Raw genomic sequence first — 25,425 nt, forward strand, 5'->3', positions numbered from 1 at the left:
TTAGGTGGGCCTTTTTAATAAGAAAAAAAACTACATTCGGATCAATCCTAACCGCGATAGTGTGCCAACGACGAAGCCGACTGTGCCTGATGATATGTGGGCAAAATGTCCAAACTGCAAACGGACGCTATACAAAAAAGAGATTGGTGCTGAAAAGGTTTGTCCTCATTGTAGTTATAGTTTCCGGATTAGTGCTTGGGAGCGATTGGCGTTGACGATCGACGAAAAGAGCTTCGTTGATTGGAATAAAGATTTATCTCAGAAAAATCCGATTAATTTTCCTGATTACTTGACTAAAATCGAAAAAATGAAAGAAAAAACTGGTTTGGATGAAGCAGTTTTAACTGGGAAAGCTACAATCAATGAACAAGCAGTAGCAATTGGTGTAATGGATGCGAACTTCATTATGGGTAGCATGGGAACAGTCGTCGGTGAAAAAATCACTCGACTTTTCGAAAAAGCGGCTTCCGAAAAATTACCTGTTGTTCTATTTACCGCTTCAGGAGGAGCTCGGATGCAGGAAGGGATATTTTCTCTGATGCAGATGGCTAAAATTTCGGCTGCGGTCAAACGTCATAGTAATGCCGGATTGTTATATATTACTGTCTTAACAGATCCGACAACGGGTGGGGTAACCGCCAGTTTCGCGATGGAGGGGGACATTATTTTAGCTGAGCCGCAAACGTTAGTTGGTTTTGCCGGTCGACGAGTGATTGAGCAAACGATTCGTCAGCAGCTGCCAGATGATTTCCAAAAAGCCGAATTTCTTTTACAACATGGATTTATTGATCAAATCGTTCCGAGGATGACTTTACGAGAACGATTGTCGCAATTATTAGCATTTCATCAACAGAAAGGCTGGTGTGACTAATGAGTCTTACTGCTGGAGAAATCGTAAAACTGGCGAGGCATCAGAATCGCTTAACTAGTCTTGATTATTTTGAAAAGATTTTTACTGATTTTCAAGAGTTCCATGGAGACCGATTATTCGGTGATGACCCTGCAATCGTTGGCGGTATCGCCAATCTTGCTGGCAAACCAGTCACAGTTATTGGGATTCAAAAAGGGAATGATTTGAAAGAAAATATGGCACGCAATTTTGGTCAGCCCAACCCAGAAGGCTATCGTAAAGCCTTACGTTTGATGAAGCAAGCCGAGAAGTTTAAGCGACCGGTGATTTGCTTTGTGAACACACCTGGAGCATTCTGCGGTGTTGAAGCAGAAGAACGTGGCGAAGGCGAAGCGATTGCTCGCAATCTAATGGAGATGTCCGATTTAAAAGTACCAATCATTTCGATTGTGACAGGAGAAGGAGGCAGCGGTGGCGCGCTTGCTTTAGCGGTTGCTGATGAAGTATGGATGATGGAATACAGCATTTATGCGATTCTTTCACCAGAAGGGTTTGCTTCTATCCTGTGGAAAGACGGTAAACGTGCTGATGAAGCGGCGGAGCTCATGAAGATCACTGCGGCAGAACTATTGGAGCTGGATGTGATTGACCGAGTGATCCCTGAGACGTTGAAAGGTAAAAAGCTTAGCGAGGATAAAATCATACGGATGATGAAGAAATCCTTGATTGAGAAAATTACTGAGCTAGCTCAGTATTCAACCGAGGAATTGGTTGAAAAAAGATATCAACGTTTCCGAAAGTTTTAGAGAATTAGGCTACTATGGATACGATGAAAAGCAAGAAAAATTGGTCATTGATCAGATTTTCTTGCTTTTTACTTTTAAACAAATGAGAACAAAGATTACTGGTTATGAAAATAGTGAACACGAAATATTTATTCATATGAAAACTGAATATATACATTAATTTGCACTATATTCAAATTTATCTTAATATTTATACAATAAAATACTTGTTTTATGAAAATTTCATGCTATAATAAATTCATTGAAAAAAGCATTCAACAAATAGGAGGAATTAGGATGAAAAAGATTACCGGCTTAGTTATGACATTAGTAGCGCTATTTACTTTAGCAGCATGTGGCGGAGGCAGCGATAATACTGCTGATTCATCATCAAATGCAAAATCAGAAGATCAATTAGCAGCAATTAAGAAAGCGGGCGTGCTAAAAGTTGCGACATCTGCGGACTATGCACCTTTTGAGTTTCATACCATGGTAGATGGGAAAGATAAAATCGTGGGAGCCGATGTCGATTTGGTCAATGAGATTGCCAAACAATTAGGTGTCAAAGCAGAAGTCTCTGATATGAGCTTCAATACTGTTTTAGCTTCACTTAAAGAAGGCAAATCTGATATCGCCATTTCAGCGATTTCTGCGACAAAGGAACGTCAAGAACAATTTAACTTTACCGATAACTATTATAATCCACCACAAGTAGTGATTATCAATAAAAAGAATCAAGACAAATTTACCAGCTTAGATGCATTAAAGGATAAAAATGTTGGGGCACAAAAAGGTTCGATTCAAGAAGATGTCGTAAAAGACCAAATCAAAGATGCTAAACTAGTATCAATCGAAAAGGTTCCAAACATGGTGATCGAAGTAAACAGCGGCTCATTAGATGCGATGGTGGTAGAAAAAACGATCGCAGAATCTTATGTACAACAAAATCCGGATTTGATGATCGCAAATATCGATTTGAAAGCAAATGAAGATGAAGCTTTCGCAATCGCTCTACCAAAAGACGGCAGTGATAAATTACAAACAGAGATCAATAAAATCATCAAAAAATTGAATGATGAAGGCAAGATCGATGAGTATGTACAAAAAAATCATGAGTTAGCCGAAAAATCAGCAGAAGAATAGAGGAAACACGTTTTGAACTTTTCTTTTTTAGATAAATACTTATCTTACTTCGTTTCTGGGGCGGGGATCACTGTGATTATCTCGCTTGTGACAGTTTGTCTGGGAACCTTGATCGGTTTGGCCATGGCACTGTTGAAACTATCTAAACATAAACCGTTAAATTGGTTAGCGAATATCTACATCGAAGTGCTTCGCGGTACTCCGATGTTATTGCAAATCACGATCGGTTTTTTGATTCTACAGAGATTTTTCCCTTCAACCGATTTAGATGTTGGCGTATTGTCCGTTGGTTTGAATCGTTTGATTCCAGGGATGATTGTTCTTTCATTAAACTCTGGCGCCTATGTTGCAGAAATCATCCGTGGCGGGATCACAGCTGTGAACTTTGGTCAAACGGAGGCCGCTCATTCACTAGGTCTGCGTCCAGCTCAAACAATGCGTTATGTGATATTGCCACAGGCATTGAGAAATATTTTACCGCCTTTGGGGAACGAATTTATTACTTTGATCAAGGATTCATCTTTGCTTGCAACGATTGGGATCAATGAATTGATGGGATCTGCGCAAATCGTTGTTTCAAATTCTTATATTCCTTTAGAACCATTAATTGTCGCAGCGGTTGTTTACTTCGTGATGACCTTCATCACATCCCGCTTAGTCAATTTATGGGAGAAAAAACTAGGAAAAGGTTATCAGCGATAAGGAGCAGAGGTGAGTAGGATGAAAGAAGCATTGATTCAAATCGAACATTTAAATAAAAAATTTGGGGATAACGAGGTTCTTAAAGATATATCCGCAGAGATTACTCCCGGAGAAGTGGTCGTAATTATCGGCCCGTCTGGCTCCGGCAAAAGTACTTTTTTACGTTGCGTCAATTTGTTAGAAGTCCCAACTTCTGGCACAATCAGATTTGAAGGAACGGACATTACCGATAAAAAAAATGATATTTTTAAAACGCGAGAAAAAATGGGAATGGTGTTTCAACAATTCAATCTATTTCCCAATATGACCGTCTTAGACAATATCACATTGTCACCGATTAAGGTAAAAGGTCTTTCGAAAACAGATGCGGAAAAAGTCGCAAAAGAACTTTTGAAAAAAGTTGGCCTTTCCGAAAAAGCTGATGCCTATCCACAATCGTTATCCGGCGGACAGCAACAACGGATCGCTATTGCGCGTGCTTTAGCTATGCAGCCGGATGTGATGCTGTTTGATGAACCAACTTCAGCGCTTGATCCCGAAATGGTCGGTGATGTATTGGAAGTCATGCAGCAGTTGGCGAAAGAAGGAATGACCATGATGATCGTTACCCATGAAATGGGCTTCGCGAAAGAGGTTGGGGATCGAGTACTCTTCATGGATGGCGGTGTGATTGTAGAGGAAGGATCACCTGAAGAAGTTTTTGATCAGACAAAAAATCCTCGCACAATCGATTTTTTATCAAAAGTATTATAAAATTATTGAGACTAGGCAGAGAATGCCTAGTCTTTTTATAAACCTTTGTTCTCAAATGTAGAGTTTTAAACGTATTTGCGTTATAATCAGGTTTTGTAGATGTGTAAAACAAAGCTATGTAAAATAAGGATATAGGAGTTGCCATGTTAGACAAATTCAAACCAACGTGGATGGTCGAAGCCATTTATCAAATAACCCCGGAACAATTGAAAGCTCATGGATTTAAGGCAGTTCTCACTGATTTGGATAACACGCTGATTGCTTGGAACAATCCCAATGGGACCAAAGAGCTTATTGATTGGTTAAAAATGATGGATGAAGCAGGTATTCCTGTGGTCGTCGTTTCAAATAATAAAGCTAGCCGCGTGGCAAAAGCATTAGAAAGCTTTAAATTAGACTTCGTCGCACGGGCAATGAAACCTTTTTCGGTGGGAATCAAGAATGCACAGCAACAGTTGGGTGTATCAAAAGATGAGATCGTCATGATCGGAGATCAAGTGATGACTGACATTCGCGGTGCGAGTGCAGCAGGCATCCGCAGTATTCTCGTCCGTCCGATTCTGAACACAGATGGCTGGAACACACGGATTAATCGTTTTTTTGAACGTCGAGTGATGCATGTTTTGTTGCGTAAAGATCCTGAGATGAAATGGAAGAGTGAACTATAAATGGAAGAAGAATTATTTTGTATCGGCTGCGGCGCAAAGATTCAAACCGAACATCCCAATGAACTAGGTTATACTCCGCAATCGGCTTTGGAAAAAGGCCTAGAGAGTGGAGAGGTCTATTGTCAACGCTGTTTTCGACTACGTCACTATAATGAGATTCAAGATGTCTCATTAACCGATGATGATTTCTTACGCTTGTTGAACGAATTAGGCAAAGCAGATGCTTTGATTGTTAATGTGGTTGACATTTTTGATTTCAACGGGTCACTGATCCCCGGGATGCACCGCTTTGTGGGGGATAATCCAGTGTTATTAGTTGGCAACAAGGTCGATCTATTGCCTAAGTCATTAAAACGCGGGAAATTAACCCAATGGATGCGGGAACGCGCTCACGAAGAGGGCTTGCGTCCGGTTGATATTTTATTGACCAGTGCTCGGAAATCAAATGAAATGACCGAGTTACTAGAGAAAATCGAAGAATACCGTAATGGTCGCGATGTTTATGTAGTCGGTGTTACTAATGTTGGTAAATCGACATTGATCAATCAAATCATCAAACAAACCGCGGGTGTACAAGATTTGATCACGACCTCGCAGTTTCCAGGAACGACTTTAGATAAGATCGAAATTCCATTGGACGATGGTCATTTCATGTTTGATACGCCAGGGATTATCCATCGTCATCAGATGGCTCATTATCTTGGGAAAAAGGACCTAAAGATCATCGCACCTCACAAAGAGATCAAGCCGAAGGTCTATCAGTTAAATGCTGGTCAAACATTGTTTTTAGGCGGCTTGGCTCGTTTTGATTTCATTCAAGGAGATCGTGCATCATTTGTCGCGTATGTTTCGAATGACATTGAGCCTCACCGGACGAAACTAGAGAAGGCGGATGCATTTTATGAAAAGCATGTTGGTGGATTGTTACAGCCGCCTCGCCCTGACGAAGTAGAGGATTTTCCTGAACTAGTCCGCTTCGAATTTTCAATTAAGGAAAAAACAGATATTGTTTTTGCAGGACTTGGTTGGGTGACAGTGACAAAGCCAGCTGTTGTTGCTGGTTGGGCACCAAAAGGGGTCGATGTTCTGACCCGCAAAGCATTGATCTAAGTAGCATAAGAAATTTATTTTAGGAGAGTTCTAATGGAATTAAGAGGAAAACAAAAGCGTTTTTTACGTAGTCAGGCTCATCACCTGCAACCGATTTTTCAAATTGGTAAAAATGGGATCAATGACGCAGTGATCGTTCAGATTAATGAAGCGTTGGAAAAAAGAGAATTGATTAAGATCAATTTATTACAAAATACCGATGAGATTGCTGAAGACGTAGCACATGTCTTAGAAGAAAAAATCAATTGCGAGATCGTTCAAATTATCGGACGTGTATTGGTTTTATATAAAGCGTCAAGCAAAGAAAAGTATCAAAAAATTTCAAAAGAAGTTCAAGGAATTTAAGCCTTATTTTTACGAAAGAACGAGGGGGAATAACTGTTGTATCAAGATGTCTTAACGATTCCAAAAGTTAAACCAATGACGGATACTACGATGCCGAAGAAGCAGGTAGGACTGTTAGGGGGGAATTTTAATCCGATTCACCACGCGCATTTAATGATCGCGGAACAGGTCGGACAAAAAATGGGATTTGATGAAGTACATTTGCTACCAAGTTATTTGCCGCCTCATGTAGATGAAAAGAAAACGATCGATAGTAAGCATCGATTGGCGATGGCAAAGCTTGCTATTGAAGACAATTCTTTTTTGTCAGTGGATACTAGGGAATTAACACGTAAAGGCAAAAGCTATACGATTGATACGATGTTGGAGATGACAGTCGAAAATCCTGATACTGAGTATTACTTTATTATCGGTGGGGATGAAGTTGCATATCTGCCGAAATGGCATCGGATCGATGAATTGGTTCGTCTGGTAAATTTTGTCGGAGTGAAACGTGCAGGCTACTCAACAGAAAGTCCGTATCCAATTATATGGGTCGATGTCCCTGAGATTCAGTTATCATCTTCCTATATTCGCAAACAAGTTAAGCAAGGTTGTTCGATCCGCTATCTCGTTCCAGATCGAGTGCGGGAGTATATTACGGAAGAAGGACTATATCTTGATGAAATATAGCGATGAATATACAGCGCTGGATCGTGAAGCTTTGATGCAGGCTGTTCAAATGAGGATGAGTGAACGCCGTTTCAAACATGTTTTAGGCGTGGAGGAAACAGCTGTTGCTTTAGCTGAACGTTACGGTGAATCGCCTGAGAAGGCAAGCATCGCTGCTTTGACCCATGATTATGCCAAGGAACGGACTGATGAAGAATTTCAGCTGGCAATCGACCAAGGCGAGTACGAGGACAAAAAGGAATTGTTGAAATACGGAAATGCTATTTGGCATGGGCTTGTCGGGGCTGATTTTGTTGCTCGTGAACTAGAGATTACGGATGAAGAGATCTTAAATGCCATTCGCCTACATACCACAGGAGCGGCAGAGATGACTTTGCTAGATAAAATCATTTATGTAGCGGATTATATCGAACCAGGTAGGAATTTTCCCGGTGTAGAAGATGCACGAGTCATCGCTTTTAGTGATTTAGATCAAGCGGTGGCCTTTGAAACCAAACACACATTGGCTCATTTAGTCGAAGCAGAAAGTCCAGTTTATCCCAAAACGATCAAGACTTATAATCGTTGGGTCGCTGGAATACAATAATAATAATAGCAGTAAATTTTAAGGAGGAGAATTATCATAGATAGTAAAAATATGTTAGAAATCGCCGTGAAGGCAGCCGATTCGAAACGAGCGGTTGATATCGTGGCATTAAATGTTTCTCAAGTCTCATTATTGGCGGATTATTTCATGATTTGTTCAGCGAACTCGGATCGTCAAATCAATGCAATCGTCGATGAGATCATTGATAAAGAGGAAGAAGCAAACGTTGAAGTAAAACGTGTTGAAGGAAAAGATGGCGGAAAATGGGTCCTAATCGATCTAGGCGACCTGATCGTCCATGTCTTTAGTACTTCTGAACGTGAATTTTATAATTTAGAAAAATTATGGTCAGACGCTCCACTTGAAAATATTGATGCGTGGTTAGACTAATGGCCTATGAAACATTTGCCTTTGTCTATGATGAGGTGATGGATGATTCGTTGTATCAGCAATGGCTGAGTTTTTCACTACGCCATCTGCCCGAGACAACAAACCAGGTTTTGGAACTAGCTTGTGGAACCGGAGCATTAGCCGTGGAATTCGCTAAGAACGGGTTTGATGTGACTGGTTTAGACCTATCGGAAGAAATGCTGACTTTAGCTAGTGACCGCGCGCTTCAAGAGGATCTCTCGATTAACTGGATCGCGGGTGATATGCTTGATCTAACTGATATTGGTAAGTACCAAGCTGTGACTTGTTTTTCGGATTCACTTTGCTACATGCAAGATGCGACACAGGTCAAACAAGTTTTTGAAGGTGTTTATCAATTGCTGGAAGATGCCGGAACATTTATTTTTGATGTTCATTCGACTTATCAAATAGATGAAGTTTTTCCAGAGTATAGTTTTCATGATCAGACCGAAGATTTTGCCTTTCTTTGGGATAGCTATCGTGGGGATTCAATGCATAGCATCGAACACTTTTTGACTTTCTTTGTAAAAAAAGACGGCGAAATGTTTGAGCGATTCGATGAACTGCACAAGGAGCGAACATATCCAATTGAACTGTATCAACAGATGTTGACTGAGACAGGTTTTAAAACCGAGGTCTTTGCGGATTTCTCAGATGAGGCACCAAACGAGAAAAGTAAACGCTGGTTCTTTGTCTGTCAAAAATAGCCGAGAGCAATCTCGGTTTTTTTGTTCGTTCAGCTTAAAGCGTGCTGGGCTTAGTTTGCTTTTCCTGTTTTGGAAATGGAACAAAAATACAAATATCTTTTCTCTCTGTCACACACTATGTGATTGTTTGACCGAAGAACTAACCTTAGAAATGACATGAACTGATTTGAGTACAAGGACAATAATTATTTTAAACTTTATCGAAAGGTGGGATGAGCATGAGAGCTTGTGGGATCGTCGTAGAGTATAACCCATTTCATAACGGACATCGTTATCATGCTAAAATGGCGCGAGAGCTGAGTCAATCCGATATTGTCGTTGCGGTTATGAGTGGCAATTTTTTACAGCGTGGAGAACCAGCGATTGTTGATAAATGGGCCCGTGCTGAAGCAGCTTTAAAAAATGGCGTGGATCTAGTTGTCGAGCTGCCATTTTCTTGGGCAGTACAATCAGCGGATTATTTTGCTAAAGGGAGCATCAAGCTATTACAAGCTTTGAAATGCAATGCTCTGTGTTTTGGTACTGATAGCGACTCCTCTTTTGATTATGCAGACTATGGCCGTTTTTTTATTGAAGAGAAAGCTGCAATCGATCGGCTCTTTCATGAACTGCCGATTGGCTGGAGTTATCCTGAAAAAATGGCGGAGGTCGTTTCTCGTCTATATCCGAAGGCACAAAATTTTCCACCTAATCATATTTTAGGCTTGAGCTATGCCAAAGAAAATGCAACCTATGATCCACCAATGGAAATCTTTCCGTTGGTGCGAAAAGATCAAGGCTATCATGATGAGCAGTTAGTTATTGATCAGTTTGCGAGTGCCACTGGGATTCGCCAGGCTGTATTAGCGGGTGAGGATATTTCCGGTTTTGTTCCCTTTGAGACCCAAGACGAGTTGAATCACACACACATTTCATGGGGGGACTTTTGGCCATATTTGAATTATCAGTTACGGGCAAGTTCATTGGAAAACCTTCGAGGAATTTATCAGATGAAGGAAGGCTTGGAGCATCGTTTGATAGAACAGGATGCAGAACAGTTTTCTGAGTATATCAAGTCTATTAGTACAAAGCGCTACACACAACCGCGATTACAACGTCTCTTAACTTATGTTTTATTGCAGGTTAAGGAAGCTGAAATAAAGGTTGAACAAGAAAACTCGATGCTGCATATTTTAGGTTTTACCACAAAGGGACAAGCCTATCTAAATGAGAAGAAAAAGCAATTTACGATGCCAGTTGCTGCAAAGATAGGGCAGAATGAGAAAGAAAAACATTTTTTGACTTATCGTGTCGATCAGATTTATCAATTGATTCACCCGCAAGAGCAAACGATCGGGCGATTTCCGATTCGTGTATAAAAAATACTTTTCAAAGCGCAGGAGAGTCGTTATAATGGGAAAGTATGAAATTAACGAAAGAGAAGTGAAAACATGGGACGTAAATGGGCGAATATCGTAGCTAAAAAGACTGCGAAGGATGCAAACAATAGTAAAATTTACGCTAAATTTGGAATTGAGATTTATGCGGCAGCAAAATCAGGAGAACCTGATCCGCATGCCAATCAAAAATTGCGCTTCGTTATTGAACGTGCAAAAACGTATAACGTACCAAAGCATATTATTGATCGAGCAATTGAAAAGGCAAAAGGTTCTGGAGACGAAACCTTCCAAGAATTACGTTATGAAGGCTTTGGACCAAATGGATCAATGGTAATCGTCGATGCATTGACGAATAACGTGAATCGTACAGCTTCAGATGTGCGTGCCGCTTTTGGTAAAAACGGCGGGAACATGGGTGTCTCTGGTGCGGTAGCTTATATGTTTGACAATACTGCTTTATTTGGTTTTACAGGTGAAGATGCTGACGAAATCCTAGAATACTTAATGGATAAAGAAATTGACGTGCGCGATGTAATAGACGAAGAAGGTCAAATCATCGTTTACGGTGAACCAGAAGACTTCAACGCGATCCAAGAAGTATTGAAGGAAAAAGGTATTACTGAATTTTCGATGGCTGAAATGCAAATGATCCCGCAAAATGAAGTAACGTTGACTGGTGAAGATTTAGAGAAATTTGAAAAAATGATTGATGCACTGGATGAATTAGAAGATGTTCAACAAGTCTATCATAATGTTGAATTAGACGATTAGAAAAAAGATCAGAAAGAATCTTGCATGATTCTTTCTGATCTTTTTTCGAAAACTTTACTAATTGAGGAACAGACTGTGTAGCTGAATTATCAGCACGAGAAAATGAAATCTGCAAATCTGAGCTAGCTGCACACTAATTAGCGGTTACAAAAAATAGCGTTCTAGATCAAGTCTTTTTCCACCGTTCTTATCATCAAAAATGACAACACCGATTCCGGTATTGATCACTGATGTTATTTTGCTGAAGTCGCCGTTTATTGTTCCTAAGTCAATGGACTCAGTATTATCTGATCTGTTAGTAAATCTGCTGGGAGTTCAATTAAACATGAAATACATAGCCCAAATCACCTATACATTTGGTGGTTAGACGCCGAATCCTCTCGCTATTAGTGAGAATGTTTATATTGTATTGATACTTATCACAGTTCCTTGAACAGTCAGAAGTTTCCGGCGACATCAAGTTGCTTAGTCAAAACTTTTTTTGAAAATGACGAACAAAAAAGAAGCCGAACGACAGCTAGCAAAATGATAGCAGCTGTTGTTCGGCTTTTTCGATTATTTCTCAGTCAGTGACTCCTGAACATAAAGATTTTCTGGAATCATTTCTAGCAGGGGACTTCTTTCACCAATAACGAGTAAATTCAGTTCGTGCATTGCTCGAGTACAAACAGTATAAAGAATCAGCTTGTCTTGTTCAGTATGATAATTCTCAGGTGAAATATTCCAAGCATAGACACGGTCAAATTCTAACCCTTTTGCTAAATAGGTAGGTATGATTATCAAACTTTTTTTCATAAAGTCTTCTTCGTCAGTCAGTAATTGTACTTGATTTTTTTGCTTAGGTGTTAATTGATCATAGAGATCCTGACACTCTTCCACTGTTTTAGCGATAATTGCTGTTCGCCAGTATTTAGCCATTTCAGCAGTTTCTTCGATTTGATGGATCAAGCCATTAACCATTCCACCAGCTTCACTGGCATAATAGACTCTTGGTAAATCTCCCACACGAGCGGTCAATTCGACGCGATTCTCTTGTGTTAAGAATTGATTTGCAAAGTTTGTGATCTCTTCAGTTGACCGGTAACTCGTAGTCAGTTCAAAATGAGTCAATGACTGATCAGGAAAAATCTCTTCTAGTGAATGCACCATACTTTCATTACCGAATACCTTTTGGTTCAGATCACCACATAGGGTATAGGTTGCTTTCGGATATAAATGGCGCAGTAAGGCTACTTGTGCAGGTGAGAAATCCTGCATTTCATCAATAAAAATAAAACGGGCTTTTTGTTTCACATCTAGTGGATGAATGGATTTCATTAAAAGAAACATCAAAGTGCCATCTTCCAGGCTGATATCTTTCCGTTTAAAATCAGTTAATAGTTCATCGAGCATATCTTTCCAATTTTCCTGGGTCAATTGATAGTGAGTCAATAAATTATTAGGAATATTTTGCAGGAAGTGTAAATACTGCTTAGCATAGTTAACGAAACTAAAACGATTGATCGCTCTTCGTATCGGGCGCATTTTTTTTCGCACGACTTTTTGCGCCATCTGTCGACGTAAACGGCGTTCGGCTTTTTCTGAATCTTCCATATCAGGATTATTTACAAACACAGCTTCGACCAATTCATCTGCTGCTTTCTTCGCCCAATCCTTCTTCATTTCATCTTTTTCTAGGCCACCGATTTTTTTCAAAAGTTTTGTTTGGAGTAGCTGCATTCGTTGGTACATCGGCAATTCTGGATTAGCTTCTTGGTACCAGTTGCGAATTTGCTTCTTAGATATTAAGACATTCTGGTTCAACTTAAGATCGCGGAAGAGCGGACCTAAATCAGAAATACGCTCAACGTATTTATATAGTTCCTGAACGATAGCGAAGCTGCTCTTTGCTCGCAATACTCGATCATCTTGTCCAGAAAGAAAGACTTCTTCGTGGCTTTCTTCAGTATGAATTTGGTAGGTCGGTAACAGAGCGCTTAAAAATGTTTTGAACGTCTCAGTTGGTATGCCGCTTTCACCAAGTGACGGTAGGACCGTCGAAATATAATCAGAAAAAATATGGTTCGGTGAAAATAATAAGACCTGCTCATTGTCTAGCCATTTCCGATTGTGATACAGCAGAAAAGCAACACGCTGAAGCAAGGCAGAAGTTTTTCCACTGCCGGCTATTCCTTCTACTACCAAAACTTTACTTCTTGTATCGCGAATAATTTCATTTTGTGATTGTTGGATCGTAGCTACAATATTTTTCATATGATTCGAAGAGGCTTCATCCAAAATCTCTAATAGGAAATCATCATTGATTGCTTCTGATGTGTCTACCATTGATAATATATGACCCTCGCGAATCTTAAATTGACGCTTCAGTAATAATTCGATCGGAATAATAGCATCATGTGCTTCATATTGTGTTTGTCCCAAAGTTCCTTCGTAATAAAGATTCGCTATTGGAGCCCGCCAGTCAATGACAACAGTCTCCTCTTTTGTATCGCGTAAAGAGGCGATTCCTAAGTAAAGCGTCTCAGTCTCTTGATCTTCTTTGAAGTCAATTCGAGCAAAATAAGGGTTATCTCCCATTAGTTTAAGAACTTTTTGTCGCTTTTCCTGTGAAGCAAAGGTTTGATAGCGTAAAAGCAATTCTGCTTCATGCTGCCGTGTCTCAGCCATAGTTTCTGCCAGTGCTTCAAAAGAGCCACCTTGAATTCGTTGACCAGCATTTTCTAACATGTCGGTATAAAATTTCGCTTTTGTTTCTTTCTTTTGGCTGTCTAAAAATGCTATTTCCTGTTGGATAAAAGCGCTTGTCTGTTGGACGTGCTCTTGTTCGTACTCTCTTGCGTTCATTGAGCATCCCCCTTTAATTTTCCGTCAATTTGCTTATAACAGCATAATAGTATAGCACATAAAGCGAAAGAGAAGCAAAAGGGTGAGCTTAATGTGTTTATTCAGGTTTTCACTTAATAATTACCTAGATATTATACGCACCACTTGTGGGAATGATGGCTCTTTTATAATGAACAAAAAAAGTGAACGTTCATAATCTCTCCTAATAGAAAGAGATATGAACGCACACATTTCTAAATAAGTATTAGTTTCATTTGATTCCATCATGCGCCCGTTTGATTTGAGCAAGATCAATTTTTTTCATTTTATACATTTCTTGGGTAGCTCGTTGGGCTTTTTCGGTGTCAGGATCATTTGTCCAATCCAACAGTTGTTGATTGGCCGTTTGCCAGTAAACCCCGTAACGGTCTTCCATCCAGCCGCAAGGCCATTCTTTGCCCTCCTTGGTGATGGACTCCCAAACCTGATCGATATCTGTTTGGTCCTTTAAATAAAAATAGAAGGAGTTTCCCATTGTGAATTCGAAATCGTGCTTTTCTGGACTATCCATGATGATTAGATCATGACCGCGAAGCTGAAAACCAGCCGCACGTAAACGATCATCCTTTCCCTTTATCACAAAATTCTGTTTTCCGCCGAAAGCAGCGATCCATTCATCGATTGCCGCTTGCGCCAGTCCGTAATTATTATTGGCAAACATAATACAAGGAATAATTGTTTGTAAACTATCCCCCAAACGAACTTGCCATGAAAACCCGAAGCGATCATTCGTCCAGCCAAACATGCCAAGTTCAGGATAATCAGTAAGAGGCATCAGCGTTTCTCCATCCTGATTCAATTGATCCCAAACTTGATGAAGCTGATCTTTGTTTTCACAGTTTACAACATAGGAAACTGCAGGAGTTGGTTTGAAGGCATCGCCGCCATTTAGCAAAAGAAATTCACATCCAGCTAATTCTAACGTGATTGTTAATAAATCACCGATTTCACCATGCTCATCAGTAATAAAATGAGTTTCATCGAGTATTTTACTATCCTCAAAAACTGTTGAATAAAAATCAGCAGCTTGGTCTAGCTGCCCATCAAACCAAAGACAACATCCAAATTGGTGTTCCATGTAGTACCATCCTCTCATTAGTAAAGATTGATATGCCACATAACTCCGTATTGATCTTTGACCATCCCGTATAATTCGGCCCAAAAAGTTTTTTCAAGCGGTAATAAAACCGCGCCTTTATTTGATAGTTGTTGAAAAACATCAGTCGCTTCGTCAGCCGATACTGCATTAAAAACTAAAGCAACGTTATTTCCAACGATTATAGGAGGCGCCATACCTTCTGGACTGTCAGAGATCATAACATTTGTATCATTTATTTTTATGCTAGAGTTTAATACTAGATCTTTGATGCTATCGTCGACAGGATGCTCGTTATCATGGGGCATTTGTCCAAAAGTCATAACTTGTGGCGGTTCAGTTTGAAAAACTTTTTCGTAAAAGGCAATTGCTTCAGCTGCTTGGTCTTTAAAATGCAAATAGATATCCATAATATTTCCCCCATTCTTATGACACTACTTTACCACGAAGAAAGGGCTATCAATAACGATCTGCCTCGCAAGATACGAAAAATTATTACGTAATCGTAAAACTATTTATGCTTGGATTTAAAGGACAAGAGGGAAGCAAGTACGATGGAAAAATTTATGATTGCCCGAGGGTAACAGTAACGATCGATCCTTTTCTGGTATCTATGGGATGGTTGTTTCTAGTGAATAAAAAAAGATTATTTAGTGGTCTGAAAAATCGCTCCTCCGTCTAAAAAATCTCATCTGGTAGTTAATTGTGGTAAAATGAGACGATTGAAAGAAAAAATAGAGGAGCGATTTGTATGCCATTTGTCCACATTGAACTAATCGAAGGAAGAACAGAGGAACAACTGACCAAGATGGTACAAGAAGTAACTGAAGCAGTCTCAAGAACTGCCGGAGCACCCAAAGAGAACATTCATGTTATCATCAATGAAATGCAAAAAGGGAAATATGCACAGGGCGGAAAGTGGAAAAAATAATCAATATTATGCTTGCATTTCGAATCAATAAGTGTTTATAATGACCATGTAATTGATTGATGAAGAAAGACACCTGAACTTGAAGGCTGTTTATCAGAGAGGAAAAGCATGGCTGAAACTTTTCCAAACAAGCACAAGGGATGACCACTTTCAGAAGACTCTTGTCAAATGCAGGAGCGGACAGCGCCGTTATCGCTTGTGAGGGACAGAAATCCTGTCCAAAGATTAGGTGGAACCACGTTTATTCGTCCTAGTACCGATTTCGGTACTAGGACTTTTTTTCGTGTATTGTTTCTCGAACTAGCTTCTTTGGCAATAAGATTGAAGGAGTACGAGAAATCTTTCTGATTATCAATCGAATAATTTCAAGGGGGAACTACAGGATGGTAAAAATTTCATTTCCAGATGGATCAGCAAAAGAGTTTGACAATGGTGTTACTGGCTTAGAGATTGCGAAAAGTATTTCTAGCTCATTAGCAAAAAAAGCATTAGCCGTCGTGGTAAACGGTGAGCTGGAGGATTTAAATCGTGCAATCGAAGAAGATGCGGAATTAAAAATCGTGACTGATAAAGATGAAGAAGCTTTACCTCTCGTTCGTCATTCAAGTGCACATTTAATGGCGCAAGCGATCCGCCGCCTATTCCCAAATATGCATTTCGGTGTAGGCCCAGCGATTGATTCAGGGTTCTATTACGATACTGATAATGGAGACGGGGAACAAATCAGCGAAGAAGATTTTCCAGCAATCGAAAAAGAGATGAAAAAGATCATTAAAGAAAATCTGCCAATTGAGCGCAAAGTAATGAGTCGTCAAGAAGCGTTAGATTTCTTCAGCTATGATCCTTACAAAGTAGAATTGATTACTGATTTGCCAGAAGACGAAGTAATCACTGCCTATACACAAGGTGAGTTCACTGATTTATGTCGTGGACCACATGTCCCATCAACAGGAAAAATCAAAATTTTCAAGTTATTATCTGTTGCCGGCGCATACTGGCGCGGAAATTCTGACAACAAAATGATGCAACGTGTTTATGGTACTGCATTCTTCAATCAAGCGGATCTAGATCATTTCTTAAAAATGCGCGAAGAAGCCAAAGAACGTGATCATCGTAAACTTGGTAAAGAATTAGATTTATTTATGATCTCGCAAGAAGTTGGTTCAGGGTTGCCTTTCTGGTTGCCGAAAGGTGCGACAATTCGTCGTATTATTGAACGTTATATCGTTGATAAAGAAATCTCAATGGGCTATGAACACGTTTATACTCCGGTATTAGCAGATACTGGTTTGTACAAAACTTCTGGTCACTGGGATCATTATAAAGAAGATATGTTCCCAATCATGGATATGGGAGATGGGGAAGAATCATTAGTATTGCGTCCAATGAACTGTCCGCATCATATGATGATTTATAAAAATCATATTCATTCATACCGTGAATTGCCAATTCGTTTAGCTGAACTTGGAATGGATCACCGTTATGAAAAATCTGGTGCTTTATCTGGTTTACAACGGGTTCGTGAAATGACAATGAATGACGCGCATATCTTTGTTCGTCCAGATCAAATCAAAGAAGAATTCCGTCGTACGTTAGACTTGATCCTAGAAGTTTATAAAGACTTTGGATTTGAAGATTATCGTTTCCGTTTAAGCTATCGTGATCCAGAAAATACTGAAAAGTATTTCGATGACGATGCAATGTGGGAAAATTCTCAACGTTTGTTGAAGGAAGTAATGGATGAATCAGGTTTTGATTATTTTGAAGCAGATGGAGAAGCAGCTTTCTATGGTCCTAAACTAGATGTCCAAGTTCAAACAGCATTAGGAACTGAAGAAACACTATCAACTATCCAATTTGACTTCCTATTACCAGAACGTTTTGATCTAACTTATGTCGGTGAAGATGGAAAAGAACATCGTCCAGTCGTTGTTCACCGCAGCGTCGTTTCAACGATGGAACGTTTCACTGCTTACTTGATTGAACAATACAAAGGGGCTTTCCCAACTTGGTTGGCACCAGAACAAGTTGCGATCTTACCAGTTTCACCAGAACATCATGGAGATTACGCTTATGAAGTGAAGGACCGCCTAGTTCGTGAAGGTGTTCGGGTCGAAGTCGATGACCGTAACGAAAAACTTGGTTATAAAATCCGCCAAGCACAGACACAAAAAATTCCTTACCTATTAGTAATTGGGGACAAGGAAATGAATGATGCTTCAGTTAATGTTCGCCGCTATGGCAGTGAAGAACAAGAAGTACAAGATTTGAATATGTTTGTTGACGTGATTAAAGATGATATCGATAATATGAGTCGCAACTAAGAAATTTCCGGTGAGTTTTTCTCGCCGGATTTTTTTATTTTTGGAGAAATCAAAAATTCATTTGTGGAAAACTTTTTAAAGAAAATGCGTAATACTGGCTTTTTAAAATTTTGGAGTTTTCCACAGAAAAATATAAAATGGATTGTTTCACGAAAAATGAGTTTTGTATCAGATTAAGATAGTCATTTTACGCAATATAGAACGTCAACTTAAATTTTTATCATACGACTGTGAAACAATTTAGTATTTATCTATAAAAGAAGGTAAAGTTCTTAAACTATATTAAAGGAACTACGATTAATCCTTTTGAAAAATCTTTTTTTCGGCTACAATAAGACAAGTAACTGTCAAAGTGGAAGGAACAGATGAATGAAAATAACGAATCCATTTAAGAAATTTTTTGATAAATTGAGACTCGCGGACGAAAAGGGCCGTAATCAAAATAAAAGCCATATCCCATTTAGATTGAATTTTTTATTCTTTGTCATTTTTGGTCTATTCGTCATTTTGGTCACGCGATTAGGGTATCTCCAAATCGTTGAAGGCGATAAAATGAAAGCTGAAATGAAAGCATCAACTACGATTACAGTGAAAGAAAATGCTCCTCGTGGCGAGATTTATGACGCTAAGGGAACAGCTTTAGTAAAAAATACTGCTAATCGCGCGATTACTTTCACTCGGGGAAGTGCAATGAAAGCTTATGAAATTCTTGACATTGCAAACGAACTTGATAAATTGATTGACGTGCCAGCAGATGAGAATCTGACTGCCCGTGATAAAAAAGATTATTGGTTGGCTGATAAGAATCATTTGAAAGAAGCGGAAGATCGATTATCTTTTAAAGAAAAAAACCTTGATACTTCAAATGAATATCAAAAATTGGTCGACAAGGTTAAAGACAGCGAGATTCAATTTAGCGAAGATCAGCTAAAGGTTGCTACGATCTTCAAACGGATGAATAGTGCGGCAGAGCTTAGTACGGTTTTCATCAAAAATGATGGTGTGACTGATGAAGAATTGGCAGTGGTTGCTGAACGTGCTTCAGATCTGCCGGGTGTATCCGTAGGGATGGATTGGGATCGCAAATATAACGATGACCTAGAGGGCTCATTGAAAAGTATCTTAGGCACAATCACCACTGAAAAAGAAGGGTTGCCGGCTGAAGAAGCGGATGCTTTGTTGAAAAAAGGTTATGCTCGTAATGACCGTGTGGGTAAGAGTTATTTAGAAAAGCAATATGAAGAAGAGCTTCAAGGTAAAAAAGGCGAGTTCCAAGTGACTTTGAACAATCAAGGGACCATTGAAAAACAAAAGGAAATCAAAAAAAGTGAAAAAGGTTCCAACGTCGTTTTGACTATTAACAGTGATTTCCAGAAAAAAGTTGAAGATATTCTGAAAAAGCATTATCAAGGATTAGTCGATAGCGGAGTGGCGAAATACTCACCAGGTGCTTACGCGGTTGCAATGAACCCTAATACTGGAGAAGTGTTAGCCATGACCGGTTTCACTCATGATATGAATAGTAAAGAAATCGAAGAAAACACCTTAGGAACGATCACCAGTGCATTTGAACCAGGATCGGTTGTAAAAGCTGGAACGGTGACCGCCGGCTATCAAACTGGGGTAATCACTGGAAATGATACTTTAATAGATCAACCAATTAAATTAGCTGGAACAGCACTAAAAGGATCTATCTATAACAAATCTTTAGGAAATCAGATACCGTTGAATACAGTAAAAGCGTTAGAATGGTCTTCCAATGCATATATGATGCAAATTGTCTTACGCATGCTGGGAGTTCAATATCAACAAGAAATGACTTTGCCCGAGAGTGCATCTTCTAAAGAAATGTATGATAAATTACGCAAGGCCTTTGCAGAATACGGTATGGGTGTGAAGACACAGATTGATTTGCCGAATGAATCACCTGGTTTGGTCAATGAGCAATTCGGAACGAAAAATGCTCCTGGTGGCGGGAATTTACTCGACCTGTCATTTGGCCAATATGATACGTATACTCCGATGCAGCTAGCGCAATATGCATCGACTGTTGCGAATGGCGGTACTAGAATATCACCTCATGTGGTTAAAGGAATTTATGGGAACAATGATAGCGGTGGTTTGGGTGAGCTCCAAAAGGAAATCACTGGTAAAAAACTTGACCAAGTTAACATTACAGCTGAGCAAATGGGGATCATCAAACAAGGATTCTATCAAGCGGTACATGGAACGGATGGTTATACGACCGCAAAAGATTTAGCATCTGCCAAGCTTGATCCGGCTGCTAAAACAGGGACAGCCGAAACAGTGGTATCGGTCAATGGTCAAGCGGTGAACACGATTAATAGTAACATTGTGGCTTATGCACCTCACGATAATCCTCAAGTAGCTATCAGTGTAATGCTGCCAAACTTGGACGAGGAACACGATGATACGAACAAAGCAATCGCAAAAGACATAATAAATGCATTTGCAGACACATATGGCGTACAATAAAGTTAAGGAGCTCAGCTCCTTAACTTTTTCTGTTTTGCTGAGCTGTAGTACAGTGAAGAAAGCTTCAGCTTCATTGAAGGAATATATTTATATGAATGAGGAGTGAAAATTATGTCAGTATATAATTTTGAAGTAAAACAAACCGATGGAACTGAAAAGTCATTGGCAGATTATCAGGGAAAAGTTCTATTGATCGTCAATACGGCAACGGGCTGCGGCTTCACGCCGCAATATGAAGGCCTACAGAATCTATATGATCAATACAAAGATCAGGGCTTTGAAATTCTTGATTTTCCATGCAATCAATTCGGCAATCAAGCACCAGGAACAAATGTAGAAGTCGCTGAATTCTGTCAGTTGAAATATCACACGACATTTCAAACATTTGGAAAAATTGATGTCAATGGTGAAAATGAAGCCCCATTGTACAGCTATTTGAAAAGCGCGCAAGGTGGTTTACTTAACAAAGCAATCAAATGGAATTTCACAAAGTTCTTGGTTGATCGTGAAGGAAACGTGATAAAACGCTATGCATCGCAAACGAAGCCAGAAGACATTGCCAAAGATATTGAAGCGCAGCTTTAAAAACGTCAAGTAGAACTACTTAACAAAATTATCAAAAAGACTGGTCAAAGAAATGGAAACATGATATGATATCAAAGTCTGAGAAATATCTTGGAAAACTGCTTTGACGAGGGAGGGAAAATCATGCGCGTAAATATCACTTTAGAATGTACTTCTTGTAAAGAACGTAACTACCTAACAAACAAAAACAAACGTAACAACCCTGATCGTTTGGAAAAAATGAAATATTGCCCACGCGAACGCAAAGTTACTTTGCATAAAGAAGTTAAATAATTTTTAGTTCACTAGCTAGGATCCTTTTTAGGAACCTAGCTTTTTTCTATTTTTAGGCTCCTCGTCAACTAGTGTTGGTGAAGAAATTCAATAGGATAATCGAGATACTCACACGGTTAGGCAGCTCTCTTGTCTAACCGTGTTGTTGTTCTGGTTTTAGTCAGTTTTGCGGTATTTTTGGTTTTCTTGAAATACTTCCCACGATATAAAAAGATTCGTTCTCGGTAATTTTGAAAATTTCTAAAGCCATAGGCCATTCGTTTTAGTACTTTGATATGGTTGTTTAAACATTCCATAGGGCCGTTGGAATAAGGAACTCGCAACGCTCGTTTGATTTCTGTTCGGTATTTCTTAAAGGTCTTGAAGACTGGTCGGTAGTGTTCTGGTAATTCCTTGTAGTTTTCCTCTAGGAGCGCGGTGAATTCAGGAACATCTCGTCTTTTGATAGTGGACAGAAAATGTTGGTAGACTTCGTAGCCACGTTTTAAGGAGTGATCATAAGATAATAGTCGATCGACTATCTCTGCTTCTGTTAGATGATCACGAAAGGATGGACGCCAGTAGCGGTGTTGCCCCTTCAATTCCCATGCACTCTTTTGAAGCAGTTTCCAGTATTTCTTTAAATGTTTTGACCGACTATCGCTTTTTTTAAAAGCCTTCATTACTTGAATTCGGTGAGTGGTAAAGGCTCGAGCAATGTGTTGACTGATATGAAAACGATCGGCGACGATTCGGGCGTTTGGAAAACAATCTTTCACTAATGTGCGATAGGGTGTATAGAAGTCCGAAACAACCAAGCGCACCTGTTCACGTACTTTTCTGGGGTAACGTAAGAAATAGTCTCGCAAATGTGTAAGTTGCCGATTTTCCACAATATCCAATAGTTGATGTGTTTTCCCATCCATCATGACAAAACTCATGGCACCAGAGACGTTTTTCACCGATTTGAACTCATCAAAACACAATACTTCTGGTAGTGACTGGTTCAAGGAAACGGTTTTAGGACGAAGGGTGCGAAGCATCCGAATGACGGTTGTTGGAGAAACGTGCTTCATGCGCGCTATCAGCGACATGGAAAGGGGTTCGCTCAACAACTCGAGAACGGCTTGTTTGACTCTGCGAGCAATGGAACATCGACGATCACTGACCGAATCTTCCGCTAAGAAAGTTTTTCCACAATGTTTACACTTAAAGCGTTGTTTGTTTATTCGCAGAATAGTCTTGTAGTTACTGACGTCATTTAATAAGATAGAGACCTCCTTCCAGCCCCATTTAATGATGGTTTGATCATTTTCATGGTGGCAATGAAAGCAATCTTCTGGTCGATAGGTCAATGTGCCAACAAAAACAAAACATGTCTCGCCATTGATTCGTTCTTTGCGAAAGGCATCCTCATGAAACGTAAGATTTAGGTCTAGAATATCTAGTAACTCTTTGGTAAACTCTGAATAAGACATCTTGAAACACTCCTTTGAATGGTTTTCGTCGACTTTATTCTAAAGGATTTCAAGGTGTCTGTTTGCGTTTATTAAAAAAAGAAAAAAGTATTGGCAACAGAAGGTGTCACCAACACTAAATATTATAGAGCCATTTTTTTCAATAACCGTAATAGTTTGCAAAACATTTTCTGAAATCTACATAGAAACTTCATAGAATCCTAAACAAAAGCTAACTTTCGCAGGATAAAATTACTAATTAACCAGAATGATTTTAGAAAGGAAGGATCAGATGCGAAAGGTACCACCGATTTTAAAGCCAATCGCTCTTTTGACATTGTCGATCTTGATTGCGACAACTTCGGGGATTTTAAATAATTCCAGCTATCGTCAAGGGAAGGCAACGACACCAACGACAGAATCTACTACGCGTACCACCGATTCTTCTCATGATTCAAATAGCATGATTAGTGAAACAAGTACGGTGGAAGAGCAAACCCAAAATGAAGAAACAAATGTTAATAATGGTGTCCAAGAAAGCTCTGTTGCTAACAATTCAATAGAAAATACTCAGCCTTCAACCGCTAGTGATTCTGCAACTGTGCAACAATCATCAACTGAAGAATCGCAAACGGCATCGACGCAACAACAGCAGCAACCAGCAAATGAACCAGCTGGATCAGAAGCAGGTGATAATCAATGACCTTACTATTAGATATCATTAATGGACTAAATAAATTCCTGGGCTTTTTAGACATCAGCCCCAAGTATTCCAACCGAGCGTATACATTGCTGAGTATTATACCGACCGTATATATTCTTCGGATCGTTTATGGACTATGGCTTAACCAGAATTATCTGCAATTAGTATTATATGGGTTAGTATTTCTCGTTTTAGTCTATTTCTTTATTTTGAATTTCTTTTATTACTTTTTGGATAAGAATGTAAAAGGAGATATTACACAGCTGGTTGTTAAATATCTGCCGGATGATGCCTTCAATATTCAAAATGAAAAGCCTAATAAGAAGGAAAAGAAGGTTTTTGAACAAGCGAAAGAAATACCTGTTGAATTTAATCAGGACTATCAGCTGCTATTAGTTGAGAATATTCAGCTGCTGATTGATAATAAAGAAATTACGACACGCGACCTAACAAAAGAAGAAGGTTTCTTGATCGAGGAAAATACGCTGTATCCCTATTATTATGTCAAAGAAATCGAAACAGGGCTTTATCAGTTGCAGATCGGAAAAAATTATCGTGACTTGCAAACGATCGGAACGATTCGACAAACGGAACCTTTGAAACCGATCGGTTTGTTTATTGTAGGCGGGGATTTTGTTAAGGACGGCATTCGTTATCATGAACCTTACCGATTGAAATTTCTAGCTAAGATAGAAGGGGCCACAACACGGACCCGTCGCAGTAAAAAATAAATACCGTCTGATCGAAACTGTCTTTTTAACAAAGAATGTTTTGATCAGAACGGTATTTTTTATTTTAAGACATCTCGAATACTTTCAACCATTTTGGTATAGGCAATTGGACCATTATATAGCCAGCTGGATTCACCATCAAACTCATAAAGATGATTATTTTTAACTGCTGGTATATTACTCCACAAGGGATCCTTGAACATTGCTGCATTAGAATCGCTATTGACAAGGAAGATATAGTCTGCGTCAAGCTGTGACAGATTTTCTAATGAAACTTGCGAAAAGTCTGCAGTCGCCTTTTTACTGATATCTTTAGTCAATTGTGGAACTTCAAATCCGAGCTCTTTATATAGCAATTGGCCGCTAGAACGGTTTTCCGCTACCATGAAAGCTGAATTATTCGTGACCCATAAAACAACTGCAGATTTACCATCGATTTGCTCTTTCATGTCTTTTTTCGTTTGACTGACTAGTTGATCGTAGTCTTCTTCTACTTGCTTGGCTTTGTCTTCTTTATTTAAGACATTGCCGATATCTTCTAATTGATCACGCCAAGTCACATTGTCCCCGTTTTTTACGACATAGGTTGGAGCAATTTTAGAGTATTCTTTGTATTTTCCGCCTTCAAGCGATCCGTTTGAACCGATCAATAACAAATCAGGTTCGAATTTCAAGACATCTTCATAGGGCATGTCATAGTTAATCGTTGGAATATCATTTAATTTATCCTGTAAATAGTTTTGAATTTTTCCTTCACCAACAGTCCATTGTGCAACAGGTTTTTCATCTAGCGCGACTAAGTAATCTTCTAGATAGGAGGCAATGATTCGTTTGGGCTTATTTGGAATTTTGACCTGATGATCCAGTGCATCGGTCAAGGTCCGTACGTCATTGTTTGTATCTTTACTCTCACTGCTTTGCCCACAAGCAGCTAAGGTGAATAGTGCTAATAGAGAAGCGGTACCTAAAACAATTTTTTTAAACATAAAAAAACTCCTTTGAAGTTAATTGAGAAATATTCTCAATTGCTATTATTACTGAAAGCAGCAAGGGTGTCAACTGGGATTTTTGTTTAATTGACAGTT

At 39.2% G+C, this 25,425-nt stretch carries 26 protein-coding genes; 21 read left to right on the plus strand and 5 right to left on the minus strand.

The features are described from left to right. Positions 1–4 precede the first annotated feature (4 nt). From accD to AC4J95_RS02195, 14 genes are all read left to right on the plus strand, one after another. Complete coding sequence (accD, locus tag AC4J95_RS02130; protein WP_494548417.1) at positions 5–871, plus strand: acetyl-CoA carboxylase, carboxyltransferase subunit beta; 867 nt, start codon at positions 5–7, stop codon at positions 869–871. Further along, the gene (locus tag AC4J95_RS02135; RefSeq protein ID WP_494548418.1) at positions 871–1,656 is read left to right on the plus strand and encodes an acetyl-CoA carboxylase carboxyl transferase subunit alpha; all 786 of its coding nucleotides are present in this window, start codon (positions 871–873) and stop codon (positions 1,654–1,656) included. Before accD ends, AC4J95_RS02135 begins: the two co-directional genes overlap by 1 nt. A gap of 276 nt (positions 1,657–1,932) precedes the next feature. Continuing rightward, complete coding sequence (locus tag AC4J95_RS02140; RefSeq protein WP_494548419.1) at positions 1,933–2,778, plus strand: transporter substrate-binding domain-containing protein; 846 nt, start codon at positions 1,933–1,935, stop codon at positions 2,776–2,778. 12 nt (positions 2,779–2,790) lie between these two features. Further along, entirely contained in the window at positions 2,791–3,480 is a 690-nt protein-coding gene (locus AC4J95_RS02145; protein WP_316403368.1) for an amino acid ABC transporter permease, read from the plus strand. An 18-nt stretch (positions 3,481–3,498) separates the two neighbouring features. Next, positions 3,499–4,233 carry an amino acid ABC transporter ATP-binding protein gene (locus AC4J95_RS02150; RefSeq protein ID WP_316403402.1) on the plus strand — a complete coding sequence of 245 codons (735 nt, stop codon included), beginning with the start codon at positions 3,499–3,501 and terminating at the stop codon, positions 4,231–4,233. Between the two features lie 143 nt (positions 4,234–4,376). Then, the gene (locus AC4J95_RS02155) at positions 4,377–4,901 is read left to right on the plus strand and encodes a YqeG family HAD IIIA-type phosphatase (protein WP_316403369.1); all 525 of its coding nucleotides are present in this window, start codon (positions 4,377–4,379) and stop codon (positions 4,899–4,901) included. Beyond that, entirely contained in the window at positions 4,902–6,011 is a 1,110-nt protein-coding gene (gene yqeH / locus AC4J95_RS02160; protein WP_494548420.1) for a ribosome biogenesis GTPase YqeH, read from the plus strand. Between the two features lie 33 nt (positions 6,012–6,044). After that, positions 6,045–6,356 carry a ribosome assembly RNA-binding protein YhbY gene (yhbY, locus tag AC4J95_RS02165; protein WP_016180655.1) on the plus strand — a complete coding sequence of 104 codons (312 nt, stop codon included), beginning with the start codon at positions 6,045–6,047 and terminating at the stop codon, positions 6,354–6,356. Between the two features lie 36 nt (positions 6,357–6,392). Further along, positions 6,393–7,028, plus strand: coding sequence for a nicotinate-nucleotide adenylyltransferase (locus tag AC4J95_RS02170; protein WP_410470531.1), 636 nt, complete (start codon positions 6,393–6,395; stop codon positions 7,026–7,028). Beyond that, positions 7,018–7,614 (plus strand): bis(5'-nucleosyl)-tetraphosphatase (symmetrical) YqeK, encoded by a 597-nt coding sequence (gene yqeK / locus AC4J95_RS02175; RefSeq protein WP_494548514.1) that lies wholly within the window; start codon positions 7,018–7,020, stop codon positions 7,612–7,614. The genes AC4J95_RS02170 and yqeK overlap by 11 nt, the downstream gene beginning before the upstream one ends. Positions 7,615–7,647: 33 nt before the next feature. Beyond that, a complete protein-coding gene (gene rsfS / locus AC4J95_RS02180) occupies positions 7,648–8,004 on the plus strand; it encodes a ribosome silencing factor (RefSeq protein ID WP_316403405.1) in 357 nt (118 codons plus the stop codon). Next, positions 8,004–8,732: a class I SAM-dependent DNA methyltransferase gene (locus AC4J95_RS02185; protein ID WP_494548421.1), complete on the plus strand. Its 729-nt coding sequence runs from the start codon at positions 8,004–8,006 to the stop codon at positions 8,730–8,732. Before rsfS ends, AC4J95_RS02185 begins: the two co-directional genes overlap by 1 nt. 218 nt (positions 8,733–8,950) lie before the next feature. Next, positions 8,951–10,090, plus strand: coding sequence for a nucleotidyltransferase (locus AC4J95_RS02190; protein WP_494548422.1), 1,140 nt, complete (start codon positions 8,951–8,953; stop codon positions 10,088–10,090). 72 nt (positions 10,091–10,162) lie between these two features. Then, positions 10,163–10,882 carry a YebC/PmpR family DNA-binding transcriptional regulator gene (locus AC4J95_RS02195; protein ID WP_494548423.1) on the plus strand — a complete coding sequence of 240 codons (720 nt, stop codon included), beginning with the start codon at positions 10,163–10,165 and terminating at the stop codon, positions 10,880–10,882. Positions 10,883–11,437: 555 nt separating this feature from the next. Here the strand turns inward: AC4J95_RS02195 and helD are convergent. The 3 genes from helD to AC4J95_RS02210 all read right to left on the minus strand — a co-directional run bounded on the left by helD (position 11,438) and on the right by AC4J95_RS02210 (position 15,271). Then, positions 11,438–13,726 carry an RNA polymerase recycling motor HelD gene (helD, locus tag AC4J95_RS02200; protein WP_494548424.1) on the minus strand — a complete coding sequence of 763 codons (2,289 nt, stop codon included), beginning with the start codon at positions 13,724–13,726 and terminating at the stop codon, positions 11,438–11,440. Positions 13,727–13,976: 250 nt separating this feature from the next. Next, a complete protein-coding gene (locus AC4J95_RS02205; protein WP_494548425.1) occupies positions 13,977–14,843 on the minus strand; it encodes a VOC family protein in 867 nt (288 codons plus the stop codon). A 17-nt stretch (positions 14,844–14,860) separates the two neighbouring features. Further along, on the minus strand, positions 14,861–15,271 hold the full coding sequence (locus AC4J95_RS02210; RefSeq protein WP_494548426.1) for a VOC family protein: 411 nt from the start codon (positions 15,269–15,271) through the stop codon (positions 14,861–14,863). A 341-nt stretch (positions 15,272–15,612) separates the two neighbouring features. Here AC4J95_RS02210 and thmT point away from each other — a divergent pair, with 341 nt between their 5' ends. From thmT to rpmG, 5 genes are all read left to right on the plus strand, one after another. After that, positions 15,613–15,792 (plus strand): 2-hydroxymuconate tautomerase, encoded by a 180-nt coding sequence (thmT, locus tag AC4J95_RS02215; RefSeq protein ID WP_494548427.1) that lies wholly within the window; start codon positions 15,613–15,615, stop codon positions 15,790–15,792. A 383-nt stretch (positions 15,793–16,175) separates the two neighbouring features. Beyond that, positions 16,176–18,116 carry a threonine--tRNA ligase gene (gene thrS, locus AC4J95_RS02220; protein ID WP_494548428.1) on the plus strand — a complete coding sequence of 647 codons (1,941 nt, stop codon included), beginning with the start codon at positions 16,176–16,178 and terminating at the stop codon, positions 18,114–18,116. A gap of 369 nt (positions 18,117–18,485) precedes the next feature. Next, the gene (locus tag AC4J95_RS02225; RefSeq protein ID WP_494548429.1) at positions 18,486–20,612 is read left to right on the plus strand and encodes a penicillin-binding transpeptidase domain-containing protein; all 2,127 of its coding nucleotides are present in this window, start codon (positions 18,486–18,488) and stop codon (positions 20,610–20,612) included. A gap of 111 nt (positions 20,613–20,723) precedes the next feature. Then, entirely contained in the window at positions 20,724–21,197 is a 474-nt protein-coding gene (locus AC4J95_RS02230) for a glutathione peroxidase (protein ID WP_316403382.1), read from the plus strand. 123 nt (positions 21,198–21,320) lie between these two features. Beyond that, positions 21,321–21,470 carry a 50S ribosomal protein L33 gene (gene rpmG, locus AC4J95_RS02235; RefSeq protein WP_010740369.1) on the plus strand — a complete coding sequence of 50 codons (150 nt, stop codon included), beginning with the start codon at positions 21,321–21,323 and terminating at the stop codon, positions 21,468–21,470. Positions 21,471–21,586: 116 nt separating this feature from the next. Here the strand turns inward: rpmG and AC4J95_RS02240 are convergent, their stop codons facing one another. Further along, the gene (locus AC4J95_RS02240; protein ID WP_494548430.1) at positions 21,587–22,927 is read right to left on the minus strand and encodes an ISL3 family transposase; all 1,341 of its coding nucleotides are present in this window, start codon (positions 22,925–22,927) and stop codon (positions 21,587–21,589) included. 271 nt (positions 22,928–23,198) lie between these two features. Between AC4J95_RS02240 and AC4J95_RS02245 the strand changes: the two genes are divergently transcribed. Both AC4J95_RS02245 and AC4J95_RS02250 read left to right on the plus strand, forming a co-directional pair. Further along, positions 23,199–23,609, plus strand: a complete 411-nt coding sequence (locus AC4J95_RS02245; protein WP_494548431.1) for a hypothetical protein — start codon at positions 23,199–23,201, stop codon at positions 23,607–23,609. Further along, a complete protein-coding gene (locus tag AC4J95_RS02250) occupies positions 23,606–24,340 on the plus strand; it encodes a DUF6681 family protein (RefSeq protein ID WP_494548432.1) in 735 nt (244 codons plus the stop codon). Before AC4J95_RS02245 ends, AC4J95_RS02250 begins: the two co-directional genes overlap by 4 nt. 59 nt (positions 24,341–24,399) lie before the next feature. Here AC4J95_RS02250 and AC4J95_RS02255 read toward each other — a convergent pair whose 3' ends face one another. Then, entirely contained in the window at positions 24,400–25,326 is a 927-nt protein-coding gene (locus AC4J95_RS02255) for an ABC transporter substrate-binding protein (RefSeq protein ID WP_494548433.1), read from the minus strand. Positions 25,327–25,425: the final 99 nt, after the last annotated feature.

The sequence above is a fragment of the Enterococcus sp. GPZ-007 genome (assembly GCF_059374735.1).

Bases quoted from the DNA above. Each gene is read 5' to 3' on its own strand.
- AC4J95_RS02135 (WP_494548418.1), top strand. From the start codon at position 871: ATGAGTCTTACTGCTGGAGAAATCGTAAAACTGGCGAGGCATCAGAAT.
- AC4J95_RS02140 (WP_494548419.1), top strand. From the start codon at position 1,933: ATGAAAAAGATTACCGGCTTAGTTATGACATTAGTAGCGCTATTTACT.
- AC4J95_RS02150 (WP_316403402.1), top strand. From the start codon at position 3,499: ATGAAAGAAGCATTGATTCAAATCGAACATTTAAATAAAAAATTTGGG.
- AC4J95_RS02155 (WP_316403369.1), top strand. From the start codon at position 4,377: ATGTTAGACAAATTCAAACCAACGTGGATGGTCGAAGCCATTTATCAA.
- yqeH (WP_494548420.1), top strand. From the start codon at position 4,902: ATGGAAGAAGAATTATTTTGTATCGGCTGCGGCGCAAAGATTCAAACC.
- yhbY (WP_016180655.1), top strand. From the start codon at position 6,045: ATGGAATTAAGAGGAAAACAAAAGCGTTTTTTACGTAGTCAGGCTCAT.
- yqeK (WP_494548514.1), top strand. From the start codon at position 7,018: ATGAAATATAGCGATGAATATACAGCGCTGGATCGTGAAGCTTTGATG.
- AC4J95_RS02185 (WP_494548421.1), top strand. From the start codon at position 8,004: ATGGCCTATGAAACATTTGCCTTTGTCTATGATGAGGTGATGGATGAT.
- AC4J95_RS02190 (WP_494548422.1), top strand. From the start codon at position 8,951: ATGAGAGCTTGTGGGATCGTCGTAGAGTATAACCCATTTCATAACGGA.
- AC4J95_RS02195 (WP_494548423.1), top strand. From the start codon at position 10,163: ATGGGACGTAAATGGGCGAATATCGTAGCTAAAAAGACTGCGAAGGAT.
- helD (WP_494548424.1), bottom strand. From the start codon at position 13,726: ATGAACGCAAGAGAGTACGAACAAGAGCACGTCCAACAGACAAGCGCT.
- AC4J95_RS02205 (WP_494548425.1), bottom strand. From the start codon at position 14,843: ATGGAACACCAATTTGGATGTTGTCTTTGGTTTGATGGGCAGCTAGAC.
- AC4J95_RS02210 (WP_494548426.1), bottom strand. From the start codon at position 15,271: ATGGATATCTATTTGCATTTTAAAGACCAAGCAGCTGAAGCAATTGCC.
- thmT (WP_494548427.1), top strand. From the start codon at position 15,613: ATGCCATTTGTCCACATTGAACTAATCGAAGGAAGAACAGAGGAACAA.
- thrS (WP_494548428.1), top strand. From the start codon at position 16,176: ATGGTAAAAATTTCATTTCCAGATGGATCAGCAAAAGAGTTTGACAAT.
- AC4J95_RS02225 (WP_494548429.1), top strand. From the start codon at position 18,486: ATGAAAATAACGAATCCATTTAAGAAATTTTTTGATAAATTGAGACTC.
- AC4J95_RS02230 (WP_316403382.1), top strand. From the start codon at position 20,724: ATGTCAGTATATAATTTTGAAGTAAAACAAACCGATGGAACTGAAAAG.
- rpmG (WP_010740369.1), top strand. From the start codon at position 21,321: ATGCGCGTAAATATCACTTTAGAATGTACTTCTTGTAAAGAACGTAAC.
- AC4J95_RS02240 (WP_494548430.1), bottom strand. From the start codon at position 22,927: ATGTCTTATTCAGAGTTTACCAAAGAGTTACTAGATATTCTAGACCTA.
- AC4J95_RS02245 (WP_494548431.1), top strand. From the start codon at position 23,199: ATGCGAAAGGTACCACCGATTTTAAAGCCAATCGCTCTTTTGACATTG.
- AC4J95_RS02250 (WP_494548432.1), top strand. From the start codon at position 23,606: ATGACCTTACTATTAGATATCATTAATGGACTAAATAAATTCCTGGGC.
- AC4J95_RS02255 (WP_494548433.1), bottom strand. From the start codon at position 25,326: ATGTTTAAAAAAATTGTTTTAGGTACCGCTTCTCTATTAGCACTATTC.